Here is a 23248-nt window from a genome sequence, read left to right on the forward strand (position 1 = left end):
TGGCGAAGCGGGTCACTTGATCAGAATGGCATGGAAGACGAAGATGGCGTGTACCTGACCTTCTGACAGGCAGAAGGTCAGGTCGCTGCATGAAACTTTGCTTTCATCCATTTTCCTGCACAACGGTACGAGGCGATCGGAGCGCTCCGTACGCTGCCCCATATCCCGTGAACAGGACAGGTACCTGCTGGTGCCTGCGGCGACCGAAATCAGGCCGCCGTGTTTTCCACCGGCACAACCAGCCCGTCACGAAGGGTCACGATACGGTCCATGCGGCGTGCAAGGTCCATGTTATGGGTTGCGATCAGGGCGGCGACCCCGTGGGCCCGCACGGTTTCCAGCAGCGCGTCGAACACCGCATCAGACGTATTCACATCCAGGTTGCCCGTCGGCTCGTCAGCCAGCAGGACATGCGGACGGTTGGCCAGTGCGCGTGCAATGGCCACGCGCTGCTTTTCCCCTCCCGACAGCTTGCCCGGCAGGTGATCCAGCCGGTGCGCCAGCCCGAAAATGGACAGCAGTTCATCCGCCCGCGCACGTGCGGCCCTGCGCGCAATGCCCGCGATCATCTGCGGTAGCATGACGTTTTCACGCGCGCTGAATTCAGCCAGCAGATGATGGAACTGGTACACGAACCCGATCCGGTCGCGCCTGATTTCGGTGCGCCGGGCATCCATCAGCGCACCCGCATCCTGCCCCGCCACCATGACACAGCCCGCATCCGGCTTTTCCAGCAGCCCCGCCAGATGCAGCAGCGTGGACTTACCCGTGCCCGACGGTGCGACAAGGGCCACGATCTCACCGGCGTGCAGCGTCAGATCCGCGCCGCGCAGCACATCCAGCGTTTCCTCTCCACTGACATAACGGCGCACGACACCATCCATGCGTAGCGGTGGGGCGGCATTCAGGACATCACTCATGGCGCAGGGCCTCCACCGGGTCGGTTTTCGCAGCCCGCCATGACGGATACAGCGTCGCCAGCAGCGACAGCACCAGCGCCATCACGATCACTTCGATCACCTGCGACCAGATCAGCCTGGCGGGCAGATGTTCCAGATAATAGACCTCGGGATTGAACAGGTTGGTGCCTGTGATGCGCTGCAGAAGCTGGCGGATATGTTCGATATTCAGGCAGAACACGATGCCCAGCCCGGTACCCACAAACGTGCCGGTCACCCCCACTGACGCCCCGCACATGAGGAAGATACGCATGATCGCCCCGCGCGTGGCCCCAAGGGTGCGCAGTACGGCAATATCCGCGCCCTTGTCCTTGACCATCATGATCAGCGATGAAATCACGTTGAAGGCGGCGACAAGGATGATCAGCGTCAGGATCAGGAACATCACGTTCTGTTCCACCTGCACCGCGCCGAAGAAGGCATTGTTGCTCTGCGTCCAGTCCATGACGCGCACATTGCCATCCATGACCTTCTCGATCGCCTGACGGATGGGGCTGACATTTTCCGCGTCCCGGGTCATGACCTGCACCTGCGTCACCTGCCCCGGTAGCTGGAAATACACCTGAGCCGCATGCAGCGGCAGGAAGACATAGCTGGCATTATAGTCATTCACCCCGGCATCGAATATGGCCACCACGCGATAGGCACGCACGCGCGGCATGGTGCCAAATGCGGTCGCCGCCCCCTGCGGGGAAACCAGCGTCAGCCTGCCGCCGATCGTCAGTCCCGCGCGTTCCGCCAGCGTGGTGCCGACGATGATGGTGTCATCCGCGCCAAAGTCGTCCACGGACCCCGCGACAAGGTTGTCGCTGACTTCATGCAGCGCCAGCAGGTCGGCCCGCGTCATGCCGCGCACCAGTCCGCCCGCATTGTAGCTGCCGGAATTGAGCAGCACCTGCGATTCAACCAGAGGCGCCGCCGAGACAACACCCGGCACCCTGCGCACCCGGGCCGCCACATCATCATAATCACTGATGGTGCGTGTCACGCCAAATACGCTGAGATCTCCATTCAGGCCGAGGATACGACCCAGCAGGTCGGCCTTGAACCCGTTCATGACCGACATGACGATAATCAGCGTGGCGACACCCAGCGCGATCCCCACAAGCGAGAAGATCGCGATGACGGAAACGAACCGCTCCCCCCGCTGGGCATGCAGGTACCGCCCGGCGACCATCCGCTCGAAGGGGCCAAACATCAGGCGCGTATTTTCGCGATAAGGGCCAGCGCCGCATCCACCGTTTCCTCGGTGCGCTCACCCGTGCGGCGGTTCTTCACTTCCACCTTGCCATCCTTCGCCCCGCGCGGACCGACAATCAGCTGCCACGGATGGCCCAGCAGGTCGGCATCAGCAAACTTGGCCCCCGCGCGTTCGGCGCGGTCGTCATACAGCAGATCGTCAGGGGCGGCCGCATACAGCTTTTCACAAATGGCGTCGCACTGCGCGTCACCATTCTTCAGGTTGATGATGGCAGCCCGGAAGGGGGCGACGGAAGCGGGCCAGATAATGCCGTTGTCATCATGGCTGGCTTCAATGATCGCGGCGACAAGGCGCGACACGCCAATGCCGTAAGAACCCATTTCCGGATACAGCGGCGCGCCGTCAGGACCGCTTACGGCAATATCCATGGACCGGGTATATTTGCGCCCGAAGTTGAAGATATGCCCGACCTCGATGCCACGGCCCTCGCGCTGGCGTTCGGCGGGCACTTTTGCCCATGCATCCGCGTCATGCATCTCATCCGTCGCGGCATAGAACGACGTCATGCCGGTGAAGAACTTTTCAAGCGATGCCCGGTCATTGAGGTCAACGTTCTCGCCCAGCCAGTCCTGGTCCTCCAGTGCGCTGTCAAAGAACACGCCACTTTCCCCCGTCGGGGCAAGGATCAGGAATTCGTGGCTCAGTTCCCCGCCAATTGGCCCGGTATCGGCGCGCATCGGGATCGCGCGCACGCCCAGACGCTGGAACGTGCGCAGATAGGCCAGCATCATGCGGCGATAGGTATCGACAGCGGATGCATGATCAAGGTCGAAGCTGTAGGCGTCCTTCATGTAGAATTCGCGCCCGCGCATCACGCCGAAGCGGGGACGCACCTCGTCACGGAACTTCCACTGGATCTGGTACAGGACCTGCGGCAGTTCCTTGTAGGACTTGACCGCCTGTCCGAACAGGTCAGTGATCATTTCCTCGTTGGTCGGCCCGAACAGCATGTCACGTTCATGGCGGTCACGGATGCGCAGCATTTCCGGCCCGTAGGCGTCATACCGGCCTGAACGCTTCCACAGATCAGCCGACTGCATGGTGGGCATCAGCAGTTCCTGCGCGCCCACGGCATCCTGTTCGTGGCGTACGATATTCGCGATATGGCGCAGCACCCGCAGGCCGGTCGGCAGCCAGGCATAGATGCCTGCGGCTGTCTGGCGAATCATGCCCGCACGCAGCATGAGCCGGTGTGACGTGATCTGGGCCTCGGCCGGATTTTCCTTGAGGGTCGGCAGAAAACTGCGGGACAGACGCATATCCGTATGAACCTTGAAGTATGAGAACCGATAATGCTGCGGACCCTAGACCAATCACAACGCCCGTGGAATGGGGCATATGTGTGATATCCCCCCCGGCCACACCGAAGCGTGATGGCCAAAGCCCGATAGGGCGTAAACATCCGCGTGATGAGGCATGGCGGCAACCCCGCCCCGGAGCTAAGCTGCGCAGGCAAATCTGGTTGCACACAAGACGCCGGGTTTAGGGAAAACGTACCAAAAAAATAATGGCAGGAAACGGTCCGTCCGTTCCCTGCCATAATCATTTAAAGAAGTTTTTGGTAAAGCTTTTTTCAAAAAGCTTCCAAAGAACGCCGCCTTTTTTGAAAAAGGTGGTTACCAGAAACTTCCATCAACTATACCCGCAGCAGATGCACATCGACCAGCGGACGCTTCTGCAGCTTGCGACCCAGCGCACGACGCAGGGCGGTCTTGGCCGCTTCGCGGAAGGTGGTGTCGTTTTCACGCAGTTCATCAGGGATCTCGTCCAGCGCATTGCCGAATTCTTCGGTCACGCGCTGTGTTTCGGGGTCTTCGGCATCCAGCAGGCCGGGCGCGCTGACCTTCGGGTCGCCGATCAGGTAGCCTTCGTCATCCACAGCGAAGCTGCCAAGCACCATGCCGTTGAACAGCATCCGCCGCCGCGCCGACAGCACGCCACCATTCATGGGCAGAATACGTCCGCCATCCAGCACCAGACGCCCGGTGGGAGCGGTATCGCCAATTTCGACCCCATCGGCGCGGATGTCGAGGATATCGCCATCTTCCAGCAGCACGGGTTCGATATTCAGTTCCTGCGCAATGGCGGCATTGGCTGTCAGGTGACGCCATTCACCATGCACCGGGATCAGGAAACGCGGGCGCACAAGGTCATACAGCCTGCGCACGTCGCCACCCGTGGCGTGGCCCGATACGTGCACAAGGTGATCCTTGTCAGTAATCACATGCACGCCGCGACGGGTCAGGCTGTCCTGCACCTGAATCACGGCCTGCTCGTTACCGGGGATCATGCGGCTGCTGTAAATGACCGTATCCCCTTCACCCAGCGCAATGTTGGGGTGGGTGTCGGCCGCGATACGCGACAGGGCGGAACGGGGTTCGCCCTGGCTGCCGGTCACGATCAGCAGGATCTGGTTGTCGGGGATGGAATTGGCGTCCTGTTCCGACAGGAAATGCGGCACATCCGACAGGTAACCGCATTCACGCGCTGCGACCTCAAGGTTGCGCAGGCTGCGCCCGACCACGGCCACGCGGCGGCCAGCGGCCTTTGCCGCCATGGCCAGCGTTTCCACGCGGGCGACGTTACTGGCGAAGCAGGTCACCGCGATCCGCCCCTCAAGCGAGGCGATGAGACGCGTCATCTCGCGCCGCACGTCGGCTTCGGATGCAGACGGGCCTTCGGTGCGGACATTGGTGCTGTCGCACACCATGGCCAGCACGCCCTCACGCCCCAGTTCAGCAAAGGTTTCAAGGTCGGTCGGCGGCCCCACCTGCGGATCGGGATCGATCTTCCAGTCACCGGTATGGACAATGATGCCCTGCGGCGTGCGCAGCACCAGCGACTGCGATTCCGGCACCGAATGCGTGACCGAGACGAAGCGCAGGTCAAACGGCCCGACCGTAAAGGCGCTGCCGGGGGCGACCACATGAATGGGCACCTGCTGCAACAGCCCGGCTTCCCCCAGCTTGCGGCGCAGCACGGCGGCTGCAAACGGCGTGACATAGACCGGGCAGCCAAGCTGCGGCCACAGATGGGCGATCGCGCCCAGATGGTCTTCATGCGCGTGGGTGACCACCAGCCCGGTCAGCCTGTCCCTGCGTTCGGCAATGAAAACCGGGTCTGGCAGGATGATTTCCGCTTCCGGCGTGTCATTGCCGCTGAAGCCGATGCCACAATCCACCGCAAGCCATGCCTCACCCTGCCGGTACAGGTTGAGGTTCATGCCGATTTCGCCTGTCCCGCCTAACGGAAGGAATGAAACGCCTGTCATATCATTCATCAATAAATCCTGTATCAGTTACCATGGTTTCAGATGCGTTTGAAAAATGGCACAGGAACGCCCGTTCCGTGCCGTTGTACGTGCCCTGCTGTCAGCCCGGTCGGGGCCAAAATCCTGTCCGGCGCCAGCCTGTCGCCGGTCCGCCTGCCCTGGTGACGTCGGGTGGAGCAGCCCATCCCGCCCGGTATGGGGGAACGGCGCTCGACACCTTTCGCCATAAAATCACGCATGGGATTATCATGTAATCCCGCCAACTTAAATCTCTTTCCTTGGCTGGGGCCGATTATTCTGGGTTCGCAGGGGCCAGCAGCACTTCCCCCGTCACCACGCGCCGCACCCCTTCGGACGTGCGCAGCAACAGGATACCGTCATCCCCCAACCCTGCAAACGTGCCGGTAAACTGCTGGTTTCCTGCCGTAACCCGTATGGGTGTGCCGATCGCGTGCCCGCGTTCCAGCCACGCCGCACGGATGGCGCCAAATCCATGGGCCCGGTAACGCGACAGCCACAGGTCCAGATGGTGCAGAAGCCTGTACGCCACGTCGGGTGCCGCCGGCACATCGGCCTGGCAGTCCGCCAGGCAGGACAGCGTGCGGCCTGCGATATCGGGTCTGGCGCGCAGGTTGGCCCCAATGCCGATCACCTGCCACGACCCCCCTGCCCCGATCCCGGTTTCGATCAGGATACCGGCCATCTTGCCCCCATCCAGCAGCAGGTCATTGGGCCATTTCAGTTCCAGCGTATGACCGGCGGGCACGTAACCTGTAATGGCGTCATACAGTGCAAGTCCCGCAATGAAGGGCCATAGCCCCACCGGCACGTCCGCCCCCTGCCCCACCAGCATGACCGACAGGGCCAGATTGCCACCGGGATCGTTCCATTCGCGCCCCCGGCTGCCACGTCCCGCCGTCTGTTCCAGCGCGAGTATGGCAACACCATCCTCCCTTTCGCCCGCCTCAAGCCGGGCCTTGCACAGGTCGGATGTTGATCCCAGCCTGTCATGCACCTCCATCCGCCATGCGGCCCCGCCGCCACGGGGGATCGGGACAATGGACGGACGGCGGGCGGGCTGGGTCATGCGTTACCTGAACAATGCGCTCGCCGCCGCCTGTGCCGCTGTTGCGACAGGACCAAGCCCCACCACGAAGAATGTGGTCACCAGCCCCATCCCCACCGATACGAACGACACGGAAACAGGCGAGCGGTCCAGCGCCGGGGCGGCGGCATCGAAAAACATGATCTTGACGATCCGGATATAGTAATACGCCCCGATCACGCTGCTGATGATACCGATTGCCGCAAGCCCGTAAAGATGCGCGTTGATCGCGGCATAGAATACCATAAGCTTGCCAAAGAACCCGGCCAGCGGCGGCGCGCCCGCCATGGAGAACATGAACACCGCCATGGCCAGTGCCATGCCCGGATCCGTGCGGCCCAGACCGGACAGGTCGCTGATCCGGCTGACCGCATGCCCCTTGCGGCGCATGGCGACAATGCCCGCGAACGCACCGACATTCATGAACAGATAGGTCACCAGATAGACCAGCGTACCGCGCGTGCCCTCTGCCGTGCCGGCCGCCATGCCGATCATGGCGTAACCCATGTGCCCGATGGAGGAATACGCCATGAGCCGCTTGATATTGCCCTGCGGAATGGCCGCAAGCGACCCGAACACCATGGACGCGGCGGAAACGATTTCAATCAGCAACTGCCACTGCGGCGTCATGCTGCCAAAGGGACCGGCCATGACGCGCAGCAGCACCGCGAATGCCGCGATCTTGGGCGCACCGGCCATATAGGCGGTGACCGACGTGGGCGCACCCTGGTACACATCGGGCGTCCACATATGGAACGGCACCATGGACAGCTTGAAGCACAGTCCCACCAGCACGAACACAATGCCTACCATAAGCCCCGCGGGCAGCACCGCACTACCGCGCACGGCCTGCTGCAGGCCGGCATATTCCATCGTTCCGGCAAAACCGTATGCCAGCGAGATGCCATACAGCAGCAGCCCCGACGCCAGCGATCCCAGCACGAAATACTTCAGCCCCGCTTCCGCCGCCGTTACCCGGTCACGGGCAAAGGCGCACAGGATGTAGATAGACAGCGAAGACAGTTCCAGCCCGACAAACAGCGTCATGAGATTTCCCGATGACGCCATGATCATCGTGCCCAGCGTGGAAAACGCGATCAGGACAGGGAATTCGAACTTGTCGATTTCCATTTCCCGCGCGTACCCTACGCTCAGCACGACTGAAAGGGCGGCCCCTGTCAAACTCAGCACCTTCATGAAACGGGCGAAGCCGTCATTGATGAAGATGTGGTTGTACCCGGTGCCATCGGGCGAAAACACGACAAGGATGCCCGTGACCACCAGAGCCAGCAGCGTCATCATCGCACAGGAAAAGAAGGCCTGCCCGCGCCGTTGCATCACCCCGGCAAGCAGGATGACCAGCCCCGACAGGGCCAGCACGATTTCGGGCAGCGCAAGTGTCCAGTTCATTGGTATTGGCCCTGACATGCCTGGGGTTAGCGGAAGAACAGCATGGTGGTCAGCAGCACCACCAGCCCGATCAGCATGGAAAAGGCATAGACCGCCATCGACCCGGTCTGGATGCGCACGGCCTGCCCCGCACTGCCTGCGGTCAGGCGGGCCAGCCCTTCGGGTATGCCTTCGACCACATCTTCATCCACGCCCTTCCACAACAGACGCGCAACCGCGCGATAGGGGCGGATGATGGCCACGTCATACAGTTCATCGAAATACCATTTGTTCAGCAGGAACAGGTAAAGCGGACGCAGGCTGCGCGCGAGTGCGGCCGGAATGCCGGGGCTTGCGACATAGCAGACATAGGCCACGACGATGCCGAATACGGCGGCGAATGTCGGCACCAGTGCTATGAAGCCGGGCGTCTGTTCAAGACGTTCAATCACGTCATGACCGGGAATTGCGGCAATCGCCCCGTTCCAGAACGCTGCCTGGTGGCTGCCGATATAGAACGGTTCCAGCACGATACCCGCAATCACCGCACCCACGGACAGCAGCCCCACCGGCAGCAGCATGGACGCCGGGCTTTCATGCGCGCCGTCATGCAGGTGCGCCTCCCGCGGCTTGCCATGGAACACAAGGAAGATCAGGCGCCAGCTGTACAGCGCAGTCAGGAATGCGGTGATGCACCCCATGACCCAGCCATAATGGCCCATGGTGCTGTCCGACATCCATGCGGCCTCCAGGATCGCATCCTTTGACCAGTAACCGGCAAAGGGAAAGATACCGGCCAGTGCAAGGCTGCCGATCCACATGGCGGCATAGGTGAAAGGGATTTTCCGCCACAGCCCGCCCATGCGGAACATGTCCTGTTCATCATGTACGGCATGGATCACGCAGCCCGCGCCAAGGAACAGCAGCGCCTTGAAAAATGCATGCGTGGTCAGGTGAAACATGGACGCCTGATAGGCCCCGACACCAACGGCCACGAACATGTAGCCCAGCTGCGAACAGGTGGAATAGGCAATGGTGCGCTTGATGTCGGGCTGCACCAGCCCCACGGTCGCGGCAAAGAAGCTGGTGGTGCCCCCAACCAGCACGATCAGGTCGCGCGTTACCGGGGCCAGTTCCACCAGCGGCGACATACGCACCATAAGAAAGATGCCCGCCGTGACCATGGTTGCCGCATGGATCAGGGCGGAAACCGGGGTTGGCCCCTCCATCGCATCAGGCAGCCATGTGTGCAGGAACAGCTGCGCCGACTTGCCCATGGCCCCGATGAACAGCAGCGTGGCAATGACTTCATACAGCGGATGCGTGCCGAACAGCACGAACGTGTCATTCACATGGTAGGGAATGGCGGCAAAGATTTCCTCATACGACACGCTGCCCAGCCGGATGAAGATCAGCGAAATTCCGACAAGGAAAAACAGGTCCGCCACACGGTTGACCACAAACGCCTTGATGGCGGCGGCACAGGCGGATGGCCGGTCGTACCAGTAGCCAATCAGCAGGTAACTGGCCAGACCCACCCCTTCCCAGCCAAAGAACAGCTGCAGCAGGTTGTCCGACGTCACCAGCATGAGCATGGCGAACGTGAACAGCGACAGGTAGGAGAAGAAGCGGTACACCGGCCGCGCTTCATGAGCCATGTAGCCCACGCTGTACACATGCACCAGCAGGGAAACAACGGTAACCATGGCCACCACGCTGACCGAAAGCATGTCCATGCGCAGCTGCCAGTCGGCACGGAAACCCGCGGCATGGACCCAGTCGGCCACCGGCACGACAAACGTGCCCACATCGCCCATCTCGAACCCCAGCACGCCAATGGCCGCCAGCGCCGAACAGGTCATGAGGCCGATCGTGGTCAGCCGCGCCGCCCCGTCACCCATCAGGTGACCGAAACAGCCCGCCACCAGAAAGCCGATAAGGGGCGCGAACACCGCTACTTCAAAAAGGAAGGATGCCGTCTGCATTTCCCTTACCCCTTCATCATCGTGATATCATCGACTTCGATCGAGCCGCGATTACGGAAATAGACCGTGACAATGGCCAGCCCGATGGCGGATTCCGCCGCCGCGATGGTCAGCACGAACAGGGTCATCACCTGCCCCGACAGGTCGCCGGTAGCAGCCGAAAACGCCACGAAATTGATATTGGCCGAAAGCAGGATCAGTTCGATCGACATCAGAATGATGATGACGTTCTTGCGGTTCACGAAAATGCCGAACACGCCCAGAACCAGCAGGATTGCGCCAATGCTCAGGTATGGCCCAAGACCAATCCCCTCAATCGCGCTATGCATTGTCCTGTCCTTTCGTGCCTGCCGCAGGGGTAATGACCACCAGCGCGGTTTGTGTTTCTTCTTCCATTTCCTGTTCACGCCACGCCTGCGTGCCATAGCTGCCGGGGACGGACGCCACGTCGTATGACGTATGCGGACGCAGGAAGCCGCCCTGTGCCGCAACACCCACGCCCAGCGGAACCTGCAGCATTTCCAGGCTGTCGGCGGGCGTGCGGTCATGCTGGCGGTCGATGTTCTGGCGACGTCCGGTCGGCCGGTCACGCAGCGTCAGTACGATTGCGCCGATCATGGCCACCAGCAGCACCAGTGCGCAGGACTGGAACAGAAAGATGTAGTGGGTATAAAGCACGTCCCCCAGCGCCGCCGTATTGGTACGCGTGGGCGACGACGGAACAATGTGCCCGACCTGATCAATATTGGACGCCACGCGCCAGCGGGTGAACGCCATGATCAGTTCAACCAGCAGCACGCCGCCAACCACGCCACCAATGGGCGCGTAGCGCTGTACGCCTTCACGCATCCGCGCGAAATTGACATCCAGCATCATGACTACGAACAGGAACAGGACCGCGACCGCGCCGACATAGACAATCACCAGCGTCATCGCGAGGAATTCGGCCCCCGCAATCAGGAACAGCCCCGCCGCATTGAAGAATGCAAGGATGAGGAACAGTACCGAATGCACGGGGTTGCGCGCGCACACCACCATGGTGGCGGACAGGACCAGAACCGCCGCAAAAACGTAAAAGACAATCTGGGTCATCATGGGTGAGCTTCCTGCAGCATGGATGTTTCCTCCTGCTGGCATGACGGGGCTGGCCGGTGCTGCGCCCGCCGTGCGATGTCAGCGGTACGGGGCATCAAGTTCGAGCCTGCGGGCAAGGACGCTTTCCCAGCGGTCGCCATTGGCCAGCAGCTTGTCCTTGTCGTACATAAGTTCTTCGCGGGTTTCGGTCGCGAACTCATAATTCGGGCCTTCGACAATCGCATCGACCGGACATGCTTCCTCGCACAGGCCGCAATAAATGCACTTGGTCATGTCAATGTCGTAGCGTGTGGTCCGGCGGGAACCGTCATCACGCGGTTCGGCCTCGATGGTGATGGCTTCCGCCGGACACGTCGCCTCGCACAGCTTGCACGCAATGCAGCGTTCTTCCCCGTTGGGGTAACGACGCAGCGCGTGTTCGCCACGAAAGCGCGGTGACAGCACGCCCTTTTCATAAGGGTAGTTGATCGTGGCCTTTGGTTTGAAAAACGCCTTCAGTGTCACGCTCATGCCCGTCACCAGTTCGGACAGAAGCATGGACCGGGCGGCTTTGCTTAAGGTACCCATCAGCCTGCTCCTCCGGGCAGAAGGCCCGTTACCATCAGGAATCCCGCGCTCAGCACCATCCACGCCAGCGAGAAGGGCAGGAACACTTTCCAGCCCAGCCGCATGAGCTGGTCATAGCGATAGCGGGGGAATGTCGCGCGCACCCAGATGAAGACAAACAGGCAGAACAGGATCTTCGCGATCAGCCACAGCGGCCCCGGTATCCATGTAAAGGGCGCGATCCCCAGCGGCGGCAGCCATCCACCCAGGAACAGGATGCTGACCATGCCAGACATGAGGAACATGTTCGCGTATTCACCAAGAAAGAACAGACCGAAGGCGAGCGCGGAATATTCGACGAAGAAGCCCGCCACCAGTTCGCTCTCGCCTTCCGGCAGATCGAATGGCGCGCGGTTGGTCTCGGCCAGTGCCGAGATGAAAAACACGATGAACATCGGGAACATGGGCAGGCAGAACCATACGTTGCGCTGCGCCAGCACGATGTCATTCAGGTTGAGGCTGCCCACCGCCAGCAGGACCGACACGATCACCAGCCCGATGGACACTTCGTAGGACACCATCTGTGCGGCCGACCGCAGGCCACCAAGAAAGGCATATTTGGAATTGGACGCCCACCCCGCGATCAGGATGCCGTAAACACCCAGCGATGAAATCGCCAGCAGGTACAGCACGCCCACATTGATGTTGGCGATGGCCAGCCCGTTGCCCGTAGGGATCACCGCCCATGCCACCATCGCCAGCGAAAATGTCAGGAACGGCGCGAACAGGAACAGCATCCGGTTCGCACCCGACGGGATCACCGTCTCCTTCGTGAGCATCTTGATCGCGTCGGCAAAGGCCTGCAGCACGCCAAACGGGCCGTTCACGTTCGGCCCCTTGCGCAATTGCATGGCGGCCATCACCTTACGTTCGGCCAGCGTCAGGTATGCAACCCCAAGCAGCAGCGGCACCAGTACCGCCAGCGTTTCCAGCACGATCAGCAGAAGCTGGCCCAGCGTGGTGTGAAAGAAGAAATCTGCCATCTTGCCTACTCCGCCGCGATTGCGGGACGCACGTAAATCCCAGAACAGGTTTCCATGGTGGGACTGGCGCGGCACATGGCATGGGTCAGGTAATAATCAGCAATGACCGGATGGAACGGATCACTGGACATGATGACCGTTCCTGCCTGCGGCGGCGTCATGTCTGATGTGCCGTGGCGGGCCCACGCAACCCCGAATGCCGGGTTGGCCCGCACCATGCGTGCGCGCAGGGCCTCGATCGTGTCGTAGGGCAGCTTGCGCCCCACAACTTCGGAAAAGGCGCGTAATATGCGCCAGTCCTCGCGCGCATCACCGGGCGGCATGATGGCGCGGAACGCTTCCTGCACCCGCCCTTCGGTATTGGTGTAGGTACCGGGCTTTTCGGCATATAGCGTGCCGGGCAGGATCACGTCCGCCCGCGCGGCCCCCGCGTCGCCATGATGGCCCTGATAGATGACAAAGGTTTCCGGCCCGATGCGGTCGGTTGCGAATTCATCCGCACCCAGCAGCCACAGCACGTCCACCCCGCCATCCAGCATGCCCGCCACGTCACGGCCTTTTGGTCCGGGCACAAGGCCAAGGTCCAACCCGGCAACGCGGCTGGCGGCCGTGTGCAGCACGTTGAATCCATGCCAGTCAGGCGTAATGGCCCCGACCTGCACCGCCAGATCCCAGCATGCCTTTGCAATTGCCTGTCCGTCGGGCCGCGTCAGTGCGCCATGACCGAGAATGACCATGGGCTTTTCCGCGTTTTTCAGCACATCGGCAAACGCCAGCTTCCCGTCTGCCAGTTCAGCCAGCGTATCCGGCCCAGCACCCAGTACCTCGGCCGTGTAGGTCGGGTCGGCATTGGGCGCGCCAATCATGCCGATGGGAAAACCACCCCGCCCGGCCGCAAGGAAACGCTTGCGGATACGCGCATTCAGCACGGGCGCTTCCTGCCGGGGAATGGAGCCTACGATCAGCAGCGCGTCCGCATCCTCGATACCGGCAATGCCACTGTTGAAGGTATAGAAATCACGGCGCGACATATCGTATTTCGCCCCGTCCTGCCGGCAGTCGATATTGCTGGACCCCAGTGTTCCCATAAGGTCCTTCAGCGCCATCATGCTTTCAGCATCGCACATGTCGCCCGCAATCGCGCCGATGCGCTCACCCGGCACGCTTTTCAGCCGTGTCGCGATGGTGGCAAAGGCATCCTGCCAGCCTGCGGGCTGCAATCTGCCATCCACCCGCACCCATGGCCGGTCAAGGCGCCGACGGCGGAAACCATCGACCACGAACCGTCCCTTGTCCGACAGCCATTCCTCGTTCACCTCGTCATTGATGCGCGGCACGATGCGCAGTACTGCCGCCCCGCGTGCATGCATGACGATATTGGTCCCCACCGCGTCACATACGTCGATGGAATCCGTGCGCCTGAGTTCCCATGACCGGGCGGTAAACGCGTACGGCTGCGATGTCAGCGCGCCCACGGGACAGATGTCGATCAGGTTTCCCGACAGTTCGGATGTCAGGGCCTTTTCAACATAATTGGTGATTTCAAGGTTTTCACCGCGTGAAATCCCGCCCAGTTCGGGCACGCCCGCGATTTCGGTCGAAAAGCGGATGCAGCGCGTGCACTGGATGCAGCGCGTCATGACCGTCTTGACCAGTGGGCCAAGATATTTATCGGTCACCGCGCGCTTGTTTTCGCGATAGCGGGAATGATCCGCGCCATAGCCGAAGGCCTGGTCCTGCAGGTCGCATTCTCCACCCTGATCACATATGGGGCAGTCCAGCGGGTGGTTGATAAGCAGGAATTCCATCACCGCACGACGGGCGCGGCGCACGACTTCGGTATCGGTGAATATCTGCATCCCGTCACCAATCGGGAAACCGCATGAGGCCACCGGCTTGCGCCCGCCCGATACCTCGACCAGGCACATCCGGCAATTGCCCGCGACTGACAGGCGTTCATGATAACAGAAACGCGGGATTTCCTTGCCCGCCGCCTCACACGCCTGCAGCGCGGAGGAACCTGCGGGGACTTCAACCGGAATACCGTCAACGGTTACTTTTACCACTGTTCCTACTCCGCAGCTTCAACCAGGCCCGCAGGCACCTGCACGGACCGCGTGCCGCCATGGGCTGCCTTGTAGGCATGAATGCGTTCTTCCATGACGGGCCGGAACCGGCGGATCAGCCCCTGTATCGGCCATGCCGCCGCATCGCCCAGCGCGCAGATGGTGTGCCCTTCCACCTGCCGGGTGACCTGTTCCAGCATGTCGATTTCCTCGATTTCGGCGCGGCCTTCGACCATGCGTTCCATGATGCGCATCATCCATCCCGTGCCCTCGCGGCACGGGGTGCACTGGCCGCAGCTTTCATGCTTGAAGAATTTCGAGAAGCGGGCGATGGCCGCGATGATGTCGGTGGATTTGTCCATTACGATCATGCAGCCGGTGCCAAGGCCGGAGCCTTCGGCGCGCAGGCTGTCGTAATCCATCAGCACGGTGTCACACACATCGCGCGGCAGCATGGGCACTGAACAGCCACCGGGAATGACCGCCAGCAGGTTGTCCCACCCGCCCCGCACGCCACCGCCATGCTTTTCGATCAGGTCCTTCATGGGCACGCCCAGCTCTTCTTCAAACACGCAGGGCGTGTTGACGTGGCCCGATATGGCCATGAGCTTGGTGCCCGCGTTGTTGGGCCGCCCCAACCCGGAGAACCACGCAGCCCCCCGGCGCAGGATGGTGGCGGAAACGGCAATGCTTTCCACATTGTTGACCGTGGTGGGGCAGCCATACAGGCCCATGGCCGCCGGGAACGGCGGCTTCATGCGCGGCTGGCCCTTCTTGCCCTCCAGGCTTTCCAGCAGGGCGGTTTCCTCACCACATATGTACGCACCGGCACCCCGGTGGATGTAGAAATCGAAGTCCCAGCCCGACCCGCAGGCATTCCTGCCGATCAGTCCCGCCGCATACGCCTCGTCAATGGCGTGCTGCAGGTGCATGGCCTCGTTATGGAACTCGCCACGAATGTAGATATAGGCCGCATGCGCCCCCATGGCGAAGGAGGCAATCAGCGCGCTTTCCACCAGCTTGTGCGGGTCATGGCGCAGGATCTCGCGGTCCTTGCAGGTTCCGGGTTCTGATTCGTCGCCGTTGATCACCAGGTAATGCGGTCGCCCGTCATTCTTCCTGGGCATGAACGACCATTTGACGCCAGTGGGAAAACCCGCGCCACCGCGCCCACGCAGGCCGGACGCCTTCATCTCGTTAATGATGGCATCGCGCCCGCGCGCCAGTATTTCCGCCGTGCCGTCCCAGTCGCCCCGTGCGCGCGCGCCAGCCAGCGTCCAGTCATTCTGGCCATACAGGTTGGTGAAGATGCGATCCTTGTCCTGCAGCATGTTCCTTACCCCTGCCCCTGCGGCTTTTGCGCCGCGTCTTCCACCAGCACCTTGCGCCCACCGGCGGGGGCGGAGTTCAGGCGGTCTATGGTGGGACCGGGCGTGGGCCGTTCGCCACGCTTCAGCGCCTCGATCAGTTCAATGGTGCGCGGACCGTCCAGATCTTCGTAGTAATCATCATCGACCTGCAGGATCGGGGCATTGGCGCAGGCACCAAGGCATTCGACCTCCGTCAGGGTGAACAGGCCGTCGCTACTGGTCTCACCAAACGCCCTGATGCCCGTCGCCGCCTTGCATGCCGCCGTCACGTCATCCGAACCACGCAGCCAGCACGATGTGGTGGTGCACACCTGCAGGTGGTACCGGCCAATCGGTTTGGTGTTAAACATGAGGTAGAAGGTTGCGACCTCGTAAACCCGGATCGGAGCCATTTCCAGACGTTCGGCCACCACATCCATGGCCACGCGGGGTATCCACGCGCTGCCGGTCTGGCGGCCCATCTGCTTTTGCACGACATACAGCAGCGGCAGCACGCCACTTGCCTTACGTTCAGGCGGATACTTGGCGAGGATGGTCGCAATCTGCTGCTCGCTTTCGGCATCGAATGCGAACTGGGTCGGTTCCGCGCCCTCGGGCGCGTTGGGCTGGACGGACATGTCGGTCACCTGTCAATCTCGCCAAACACCAGGTCGAGCGACCCGATAATGGCCACGGCATCCGCCAGCATGTGCCGGCGCGACATCTCGTCGATTGCCTGGAGATGGGAAAAACCCGTAGGCCGAATCTTGCAGCGATACGGCCGGTTACTGCCATCGGCCACCAGATACACACCGAATTCCCCCTTGGGCGTTTCGGTCACGGTGTAAGTGGCCCCCGGTGGCACGTGATAGCCTTCGGTAAACAGCTTGAAGTGATGGATCAGCGCTTCCATCGACCGCTTCATCTCGCGCCGCGGCGGAGGCGTGATCTTGTGATCGCGCACCTTGATCGGGCCAGGACGGATCTGTTCAAGGCACTGGTTGATGATCTTTACGCTCTCGCGCATTTCCGCGACACGGATCAGGTAACGGTCATAACAGTCGCCCTGCCGGCCCACGGGCACGTTGAATTCGACCTTGTCGTAATTGTCATAGGGCTGGCTGCGGCGCAGGTCCCACGGCACCCCCGATGCGCGCAGGCACGGGCCGCTGAAGCCCCAGGCCAGGGCCTGTTCGGTCGTGAACACGCCGATACCCACCGTACGCTGTTTCCAGATGCGGTTACTGGTCAGCAGCGATTCCAGATCATCGATCCATTTGGGAAAGGTCCGCGCCCAGTCGGCAATGCGTTCCTCCAGCCCCGCGGGCAGGTCGCGCGCGACACCACCGGGGCGGACGTAATTGGCGTGAAAACGCGCACCGGACGCGGCCTCATAGAACTCGATCAGCTTTTCGCGTTCCTCATACCCCCACAGCGCGGGCGTAAGCGCGCCGCAGTCCAGCCCGAAGGAGGTCAGATTGAGGATATGGTTCAGGATGCGCGTGATCTCGGCAAACATGACCCGGATCCACCTCGCGCGTTCCGGGGCTTCGATATTCAGCAGTTTTTCCACTGCCAGCGCGAAGGCCTGTTCCTCACACATCGGCGAGACGTAATCGAGGCGGTCAAAATACGGCAGCGCCTTGGGATATGTCTTGTACTCAATCAGCTTTTCCGTGCCGCGATGCAGCAGCCCGACATGGGGAATGGCGCGGGCGACGACCTCGCCCTCCATTTCCAGTACCAGCCGCAGCACGCCATGGGCGGACGGATGCTGGGGCCCGAAGTTCAGTGCGTGGGAATCAATTTCCACCACATGGCGTTTGACCTCGCCATCACTGTCTTCCGGCAGCATGCTGTCGGGAATATCCGTATCACTACGAAGGGTTACGTCGCTCATCTGTCGCCTATCCCTGTCGTTTCATGTCCTGGCGGTCGGCATGCGCCTTTTCATCGCCCGGTAGGGTCAGGATGCCTTCCCATGGGGATTCAAAATCGAAATTGCGGAAATCCTGCACCAGATCGACCGGCCCATAGACCACCTGACGGCGTTCCTCGTCGTAATGCAGCTCGACATAACCGGTCAGGGGGAAATCCTTGCGCAGCGGATGCCCTTCAAACCCGTAATCGGTCAGGATGCGGCGCAGATCCGGCTGGTCAGTGAACAGTACGCCGAACAGGTCATAGCATTCGCGTTCCCACCATGTAGCAGCGGGCCAGAGCTGATGGACGGACGGCACGGGCGATGTTTCATCCGTGGTCACGATCACGCGGATGCGGTGGTTATGGGTAACCGACAGCAGATTATAGACCACATCGAACCGTTCGGCCCGTTCGGGAAAGTCCACGCCGCAGATATCCATCACCTGCTGGCAGGCATAACGCGGGTCATCACGCAGCATGGTCATAAGGTCGAGCAGGCGATGGCGCGTGGTGCGCACCACCAGCTCCCCCTTCTCGATCCCGGCTGAAATAATACCCGGAACAGTGGTGGACAGACGGAAGGCGATTACGCCCAGCGATCCCGACACGACACGCGGCGCCGCGACGGTAATGGGGGGAATGTTTGCAGGATCAGCCACGGCGGATCGTCCCTGTCCTGCGGATTTTCTTCTGCAGTTGCAGGATGCCGTAGATCAGCGCCTCCGCCGTGGGGGGGCAGCCGGGCACGTACACATCCACCGGCACGATGCGGTCGCAGCCGCGCACCACCGAATAGGAATAATGGTAATACCCGCCACCATTGGCGCACGACCCCATGGAAATGACCCAGCGCGGCTCGGCCATCTGGTCATAGACCCGGCGCAGTGCCGGGGCCATCTTGTTGGTCAGCGTGCCCGCCACGATCATCACGTCCGACTGGCGTGGTGACCCGCGCGGGATGATGCCCATGCGGTCCAGATCATAACGCGGCATGTAGGCGTGGATCATTTCCACGGCACAGCACGCCAGCCCGAAGGACATGGGCCACAGGCTGCCGGTCCGCCCCCAGTTCACCAGCTTGTCCAGACTTGCGACCACAAAGCCCTTTTCGGTGATTTCGCCGGTAATGCCCTTGATGACCGCATCCTGCTGCGGCCCCGGCGGCAGCATTTCCCGGTTCCACGCAATACTGTCCGCGGGCCGGTCCGGCCCGGATGTATCGTTGCTACCCATTGGCGCGCCTCCCCTTGTCATGCTCAATCCCAGTCCAGCGCGCCCTTGCTCCATTCATAGATGAAGCCGACCACCAGAACGCCCAGGAAACCCATCATGGACGCGAAACCAAACCACCCGATCCGCGACAGGCTGACCGCCCACGGGAACAGGAATGCGACTTCCAGATCGAAAATGATGAACAGGATCGCCACCAGATAGAACCGCACGTCAAAACGATGACGCGCATTGTCGAATGCCTCGAAACCACATTCATATGCGGACGTTTTCTCGGCATACGGCTTCTGGTGGCCAAACAGCAGTGAACTGCCCAGCATTGCGCCTGCGATCACCACCGCAATGCACCCGAATATGAGTACGGGCAAATAATCAGCGATAACGGAATGCATCTTCCGTGTTCCCAACCTGTTAATCCGCCATCGGGTGTCTTGAACGACTTATGTATGGCTTCCGGGATGCTAGACCCAACGTGCTGATGGGAACAGTTACTTAACCGTGTTCTTTGGTGAACATTACTGTGAGGATATATACCGGACCATTTCCGTCAATATTGCGTGACCATTACTTAAATGGCACGAAATATTGTTTTCATTTTTCCGTGTGGACTGCGGGCACAAAAAAAACGCCAGTGCGGCTGCATCTGGCGCGGTGCGGACAATAATGGATTGTGCCGTAATGGCGCGAGTGACGGGGCTCGAACCCGCGACCTCCGGCGTGACAGGCCGGCGCTCTAACCAACTGAGCTACACCCGCGTGGTGTATGTCCCTGCTTATATGAAAGCATGGGAAGTATGGTGGGCGATGACGGGATCGAACCGCCGACCCTCTCGGTGTAAACGAGATGCTCTACCGCTAAGCTAATCGCCCGCGACCCTACTAAGCGATTGCAAAAAAAGGGGCAACCCAAAAAATGGATTGCCCCTTCTTTTTTTTACCTGAAAAAGTAGCCAGCCTTACTTGCTGACGGCTTCCTTCAGGTTCTTGCCCGGCTTGAAACGCACGGAGGTGGAAGCCGGAATGTCCAGCGGTTCACCCGTGCGGGGGTTACGCCCCTTGGCCGCCTTGCGGGTTGCGGTCACGAACGTACCAAAACCAACCAGACGGACTTCCTGCTTGCTTGCAAGCGCCTTTTCGATCGCACCGAAAACCGCATCAACCACTTCGCCAGCCTTTGCCTTGGCCAGATCGGCTTCCTCGGCTACCGCAGCGACGAGTTCCTGCTTGTTAAGTGGCTTCTCCATTTTACGCCTTTCTTTGTACTGTGCGCCTACGCAATCATTCAAAAGTCGCGCCGCATTTCTGCACGCACTATGCCGCTGTTTTTTCTCACGTCAACCGACAGAATTCGGGGAATGACAGAGAAATTCCGTCATTCCCCCCCTTCATGACAATTTTGCGACCCTGCACCCCTGCCTTAATGCGTCAATGCGGGGGTTGCCGTGTCTTCCTTGGTGCCAGATGCCACAGGCTCCGTCCATTCAATCGGTTCGGGCTTATGTACCAACGCCTGCCCGATCACCTCATCCACATGCGAGACCGGCAGGATGGTCATGGCCTGTGTCACGACTTCGGGAATATCCACCAGGTCCTTCTCGTTATCCTTGGGAATGAAGATGGTGGTCAGACCTGCACGGTGGGCAGCCAGCAGCTTTTCCTTAAGCCCGCCAATGGGCAGGACACGGCCACGCAGCGTGATTTCACCCGTCATGCCCACATCGCGGCGCACCGGGATGCCCGTCATCACGCTGACGATGGACGTCGCCATGGCGATACCGGCGGACGGACCGTCCTTCGGCGTAGCCCCTTCGGGCACGTGCACATGCAGGTCACGCTTTTCAAACAGGTCGGGACTGATTCCAAACGTCACGGCGCGGCTGCGGACATAGGACAGGGCCGCGGCGACACTTTCCTTCATCACGTCGCCCAGCTTGCCGGTCAGCTTGATGTTGCCCTTGCCGGGCACCATCACACTTTCGATGGTCAGGATTTCGCCGCCCACCTCGGTCCATGCCAGCCCGGTCACGACTCCGACCATGTCTTCCGACTCGGTCTCGCCATGGCGGAAGCGCTTCACGCCCGCATATTTTTCAAGGTTTTCAGCCGTAATCTCCACGGTCTTCGCCTTGCCTGTCACGATTTCGGTCACGGCCTTGCGTGCAAGGGTCGCGATTTCACGTTCAAGGTTACGCACGCCTGCTTCACGGGTGTAGCTACGGATCAGTTCGCGCAGTGCATCATCCGACACCGACCATTCGCCGGGCTTCAGGTTGTTCGCTGCCGTCTGCTTGGACAGCAGGTGGCGCTTGGCGATCTCGACCTTCTCATCTTCCGTATAACCGGACAGACGGATGATCTCCATGCGGTCCAGCAGGGGCTGGGGCATGTTCAGGCTGTTGGCCGTCGTGATGAACATCACATCCGACAGGTCATAATCGACTTCCAGATAGTGATCGCCAAAGGTCGAATTCTGCTCCGGGTCCAGCACCTCCAGCAGGGCGGAAGACGGGTCACCGCGCCAGTCAGCACCCAGCTTGTCGATTTCATCCAGCAGGAACAGCGGATTCGAGGTCTTGGCCTTCTTCATCCCCTGAATGATCTTGCCTGGCATGGAACCGATATAGGTGCGGCGATGGCCACGGATCTCGGCTTCGTCACGCATGCCGCCCAGCGACATGCGGACATACTGCCGCCCCGTCGCCTTGGCGATGGATTTGGCCAGCGAGGTCTTGCCCACGCCCGGCGGTCCCACCAGACACAGGATCGGCCCCTTCAGCTTCTGCGCGCGACTCTGCACAGCCAGGTATTCGATGATGCGTTCCTTGACCTTCTCCAGACCATAATGGTCGGTATCGAGGACCTTCTGGGCCTCCGACAGATCATGGCGCACCTTGGAACGCTTTTTCCACGGGATACCAAGGATCCAGTCAAGGTAGTTGCGCACCACCGTCGATTCGGCGGACATCGGACTCATGGTCCGCAGCTTCTTCAGCTCGGCCACCGCCTTCTCGCGGGCTTCCTTGCTCAGCTTGGTCTTGGCGATCTTTTCCTCAAGCTCGGCGGTTTCGTCCTTGCCGTCCTCACCTTCGCCCAGTTCCTTCTGAATCGCCTTCAGCTGTTCGTTCAGGTAGTACTCACGCTGCGTTTTTTCCATCTGCCGCTTCACGCGATTGCGGATGCGCTTTTCCACCTGCAACACGCCGATTTCGGCTTCCATATGCGCGAAAACCCGCTCCAGACGCGCATTCACGTCCTGGATTTCAAGGATTTCCTGCTTTTCGGGAATCTTCAGGTTCAGATGGCTGGCAATGGTATCCGCCAGCTTGGACAGGTCATCAATCTGGTTGAGCGAGACCAGCACCTCTGGCGCGATCTTCTTGTTCAGCTTGATGTACTGCTCGAACTGGCCGATCAGCGTACGGCCAATGGCCTCGGCTTCCTTGCCGTCGGTTTCCTGTTCCGGCACGTCCTCGATCTCGGCCTCGAAATGGCCATCGATCTCATGCAGGGCGGTGATGTGGGCGCGACGGCCGCCTTCGACCAGCACCTTTACCGTACCATCGGGCAGCTTGAGCAACTGCAGGATGGTGGACACGGTGCCGTAGCGATAGATATCGTCGGGCGTCGGGTCGTCCTGTGCCGCGTTCTTCTGCGCGACCAGCAGGATCTGCTTGTCGCTACGCGTTACGGCTTCCAGCGCGCGCACGGATTTTTCACGTCCCACGAACAGCGGCACGATCATGTGCGGGAAAACGACAATATCCCGCAGGGGCAGCACCGCGATCGTATCATGCGCGCTGGCCGTTTCTTCCGTCTCACGCTGGGCGGGGGGCGGATTGGCTACCATGTTGTTGTCCGTCTTTTCCGTCCCGTCGGGGACGGGATTCAGCCTGTCAGTTTCAGACATGTTATTTTTTGACCTCCTGATGGACGATCCCGGACGGGCACCCGAACATTGCGGCCTGCCCATCCGTCGCGCCGCATATGCGACAACTTCACTTCATGTTGTCACGACGCGCCATCACC

The 23248-nt window shown here is 60.9% G+C and carries 20 protein-coding genes and 2 tRNA genes; all 22 read right to left on the reverse strand.

What is annotated here, in order from left to right; genetic code table 11:
* Nucleotides 1-209: 209 nt before the first annotated feature.
* The 22 genes from MSKU9_RS06465 to lon all read right to left on the reverse strand — a co-directional run bounded on the left by MSKU9_RS06465 (nt 210) and on the right by lon (nt 23069).
* A complete protein-coding gene (locus tag MSKU9_RS06465) occupies nt 210-920 on the reverse strand; it encodes an ABC transporter ATP-binding protein (RefSeq protein ID WP_141260507.1) in 711 nt (236 codons plus the stop codon).
* Nucleotides 913-2157 carry a lipoprotein-releasing ABC transporter permease subunit gene (locus MSKU9_RS06470; RefSeq protein WP_141260508.1) on the reverse strand — a complete coding sequence of 415 codons (1245 nt, stop codon included), beginning with the start codon at nt 2155-2157 and terminating at the stop codon, nt 913-915. Before MSKU9_RS06470 ends, MSKU9_RS06465 begins: the two co-directional genes overlap by 8 nt.
* On the reverse strand, nt 2157-3479 hold the full coding sequence (proS, locus tag MSKU9_RS06475) for a proline--tRNA ligase (RefSeq protein ID WP_141260509.1): 1323 nt from the start codon (nt 3477-3479) through the stop codon (nt 2157-2159). The genes MSKU9_RS06470 and proS overlap by 1 nt, the downstream gene beginning before the upstream one ends.
* A 377-nt stretch (nt 3480-3856) precedes the next feature.
* Nucleotides 3857-5500, reverse strand: coding sequence for a ribonuclease J (locus tag MSKU9_RS06480; protein ID WP_141260510.1), 1644 nt, complete (start codon nt 5498-5500; stop codon nt 3857-3859).
* Nucleotides 5501-5783: 283 nt separating this feature from the next.
* Nucleotides 5784-6578 (reverse strand): biotin--[acetyl-CoA-carboxylase] ligase, encoded by a 795-nt coding sequence (locus tag MSKU9_RS06485; RefSeq protein ID WP_141260511.1) that lies wholly within the window; start codon nt 6576-6578, stop codon nt 5784-5786.
* 3 nt (nt 6579-6581) lie between these two features.
* Nucleotides 6582-8006 (reverse strand): NADH-quinone oxidoreductase subunit NuoN, encoded by a 1425-nt coding sequence (gene nuoN, locus MSKU9_RS06490; RefSeq protein ID WP_141260512.1) that lies wholly within the window; start codon nt 8004-8006, stop codon nt 6582-6584.
* Between the two features lie 26 nt (nt 8007-8032).
* On the reverse strand, nt 8033-9970 hold the full coding sequence (gene nuoL / locus MSKU9_RS06495; RefSeq protein ID WP_141260513.1) for an NADH-quinone oxidoreductase subunit L: 1938 nt from the start codon (nt 9968-9970) through the stop codon (nt 8033-8035).
* A gap of 5 nt (nt 9971-9975) precedes the next feature.
* Entirely contained in the window at nt 9976-10299 is a 324-nt protein-coding gene (gene nuoK, locus MSKU9_RS06500) for an NADH-quinone oxidoreductase subunit NuoK (protein WP_038508161.1), read from the reverse strand.
* Nucleotides 10292-11065, reverse strand: coding sequence for an NADH-quinone oxidoreductase subunit J (locus MSKU9_RS06505; protein WP_141260514.1), 774 nt, complete (start codon nt 11063-11065; stop codon nt 10292-10294). The genes nuoK and MSKU9_RS06505 overlap by 8 nt, the downstream gene beginning before the upstream one ends.
* A 78-nt stretch (nt 11066-11143) precedes the next feature.
* The gene (nuoI, locus tag MSKU9_RS06510) at nt 11144-11632 is read right to left on the reverse strand and encodes an NADH-quinone oxidoreductase subunit NuoI (RefSeq protein WP_141260515.1); all 489 of its coding nucleotides are present in this window, start codon (nt 11630-11632) and stop codon (nt 11144-11146) included.
* The gene (nuoH, locus tag MSKU9_RS06515) at nt 11632-12654 is read right to left on the reverse strand and encodes an NADH-quinone oxidoreductase subunit NuoH (RefSeq protein WP_141260516.1); all 1023 of its coding nucleotides are present in this window, start codon (nt 12652-12654) and stop codon (nt 11632-11634) included. The genes nuoI and nuoH overlap by 1 nt, the downstream gene beginning before the upstream one ends.
* 5 nt (nt 12655-12659) lie before the next feature.
* The gene (gene nuoG / locus MSKU9_RS06520) at nt 12660-14720 is read right to left on the reverse strand and encodes an NADH-quinone oxidoreductase subunit NuoG (RefSeq protein ID WP_141260517.1); all 2061 of its coding nucleotides are present in this window, start codon (nt 14718-14720) and stop codon (nt 12660-12662) included.
* Between the two features lie 5 nt (nt 14721-14725).
* Nucleotides 14726-16051, reverse strand: coding sequence for an NADH-quinone oxidoreductase subunit NuoF (nuoF, locus tag MSKU9_RS06525; RefSeq protein ID WP_141260518.1), 1326 nt, complete (start codon nt 16049-16051; stop codon nt 14726-14728).
* 5 nt (nt 16052-16056) lie between these two features.
* Entirely contained in the window at nt 16057-16707 is a 651-nt protein-coding gene (locus MSKU9_RS06530; protein ID WP_141260519.1) for a complex I 24 kDa subunit family protein, read from the reverse strand.
* Nucleotides 16708-16712: 5 nt separating this feature from the next.
* Nucleotides 16713-17969 (reverse strand): NADH-quinone oxidoreductase subunit D, encoded by a 1257-nt coding sequence (locus MSKU9_RS06535; protein WP_141260520.1) that lies wholly within the window; start codon nt 17967-17969, stop codon nt 16713-16715.
* 7 nt (nt 17970-17976) lie between these two features.
* The gene (locus tag MSKU9_RS06540; protein ID WP_141260521.1) at nt 17977-18651 is read right to left on the reverse strand and encodes an NADH-quinone oxidoreductase subunit C; all 675 of its coding nucleotides are present in this window, start codon (nt 18649-18651) and stop codon (nt 17977-17979) included.
* On the reverse strand, nt 18644-19225 hold the full coding sequence (locus MSKU9_RS06545; RefSeq protein WP_141260759.1) for a NuoB/complex I 20 kDa subunit family protein: 582 nt from the start codon (nt 19223-19225) through the stop codon (nt 18644-18646). Before MSKU9_RS06545 ends, MSKU9_RS06540 begins: the two co-directional genes overlap by 8 nt.
* 23 nt (nt 19226-19248) lie before the next feature.
* Complete coding sequence (locus MSKU9_RS06550) at nt 19249-19614, reverse strand: NADH-quinone oxidoreductase subunit A (protein WP_010506373.1); 366 nt, start codon at nt 19612-19614, stop codon at nt 19249-19251.
* Between the two features lie 287 nt (nt 19615-19901).
* A tRNA-Asp gene (locus MSKU9_RS06555) sits at nt 19902-19978 on the reverse strand.
* 39 nt (nt 19979-20017) lie between these two features.
* Nucleotides 20018-20092 (reverse strand) — tRNA-Val (locus MSKU9_RS06560).
* Nucleotides 20093-20178: 86 nt separating this feature from the next.
* On the reverse strand, nt 20179-20466 hold the full coding sequence (locus MSKU9_RS06565; protein ID WP_007399823.1) for an HU family DNA-binding protein: 288 nt from the start codon (nt 20464-20466) through the stop codon (nt 20179-20181).
* 173 nt (nt 20467-20639) lie between these two features.
* Complete coding sequence (gene lon / locus MSKU9_RS06570) at nt 20640-23069, reverse strand: endopeptidase La (protein ID WP_264371842.1); 2430 nt, start codon at nt 23067-23069, stop codon at nt 20640-20642.
* Nucleotides 23070-23248 lie beyond the last annotated feature (179 nt).

It is taken from the genome of Komagataeibacter diospyri, assembly GCF_006538165.1.
Classification (GTDB): Bacteria; Pseudomonadota; Alphaproteobacteria; order Acetobacterales; family Acetobacteraceae; genus Komagataeibacter; species Komagataeibacter diospyri.

Excerpts from the sequence above, each read along its gene's own strand:
- MSKU9_RS06465 (WP_141260507.1), bottom strand. The coding sequence starts at position 920 with ATGAGTGATGTCCTGAATGCCGCCCCACCGCTACGCATGGATGGTGTC.
- MSKU9_RS06470 (WP_141260508.1), bottom strand. The coding sequence starts at position 2,157 with ATGTTTGGCCCCTTCGAGCGGATGGTCGCCGGGCGGTACCTGCATGCC.
- proS (WP_141260509.1), bottom strand. The coding sequence starts at position 3,479 with ATGCGTCTGTCCCGCAGTTTTCTGCCGACCCTCAAGGAAAATCCGGCC.
- MSKU9_RS06480 (WP_141260510.1), bottom strand. The coding sequence starts at position 5,500 with ATGAATGATATGACAGGCGTTTCATTCCTTCCGTTAGGCGGGACAGGC.
- MSKU9_RS06485 (WP_141260511.1), bottom strand. The coding sequence starts at position 6,578 with ATGACCCAGCCCGCCCGCCGTCCGTCCATTGTCCCGATCCCCCGTGGC.
- nuoN (WP_141260512.1), bottom strand. The coding sequence starts at position 8,006 with ATGAACTGGACACTTGCGCTGCCCGAAATCGTGCTGGCCCTGTCGGGG.
- nuoL (WP_141260513.1), bottom strand. The coding sequence starts at position 9,970 with ATGCAGACGGCATCCTTCCTTTTTGAAGTAGCGGTGTTCGCGCCCCTT.
- nuoK (WP_038508161.1), bottom strand. The coding sequence starts at position 10,299 with ATGCATAGCGCGATTGAGGGGATTGGTCTTGGGCCATACCTGAGCATT.
- MSKU9_RS06505 (WP_141260514.1), bottom strand. The coding sequence starts at position 11,065 with ATGATGACCCAGATTGTCTTTTACGTTTTTGCGGCGGTTCTGGTCCTG.
- nuoI (WP_141260515.1), bottom strand. The coding sequence starts at position 11,632 with ATGGGTACCTTAAGCAAAGCCGCCCGGTCCATGCTTCTGTCCGAACTG.
- nuoH (WP_141260516.1), bottom strand. The coding sequence starts at position 12,654 with ATGGCAGATTTCTTCTTTCACACCACGCTGGGCCAGCTTCTGCTGATC.
- nuoF (WP_141260518.1), bottom strand. The coding sequence starts at position 16,051 with ATGCTGCAGGACAAGGATCGCATCTTCACCAACCTGTATGGCCAGAAT.
- MSKU9_RS06530 (WP_141260519.1), bottom strand. The coding sequence starts at position 16,707 with ATGTCCGTCCAGCCCAACGCGCCCGAGGGCGCGGAACCGACCCAGTTC.
- MSKU9_RS06535 (WP_141260520.1), bottom strand. The coding sequence starts at position 17,969 with ATGAGCGACGTAACCCTTCGTAGTGATACGGATATTCCCGACAGCATG.
- MSKU9_RS06545 (WP_141260759.1), bottom strand. The coding sequence starts at position 19,225 with ATGGGTAGCAACGATACATCCGGGCCGGACCGGCCCGCGGACAGTATT.
- MSKU9_RS06550 (WP_010506373.1), bottom strand. The coding sequence starts at position 19,614 with ATGCATTCCGTTATCGCTGATTATTTGCCCGTACTCATATTCGGGTGC.
- MSKU9_RS06565 (WP_007399823.1), bottom strand. The coding sequence starts at position 20,466 with ATGGAGAAGCCACTTAACAAGCAGGAACTCGTCGCTGCGGTAGCCGAG.
- lon (WP_264371842.1), bottom strand. The coding sequence starts at position 23,069 with ATGGTAGCCAATCCGCCCCCCGCCCAGCGTGAGACGGAAGAAACGGCC.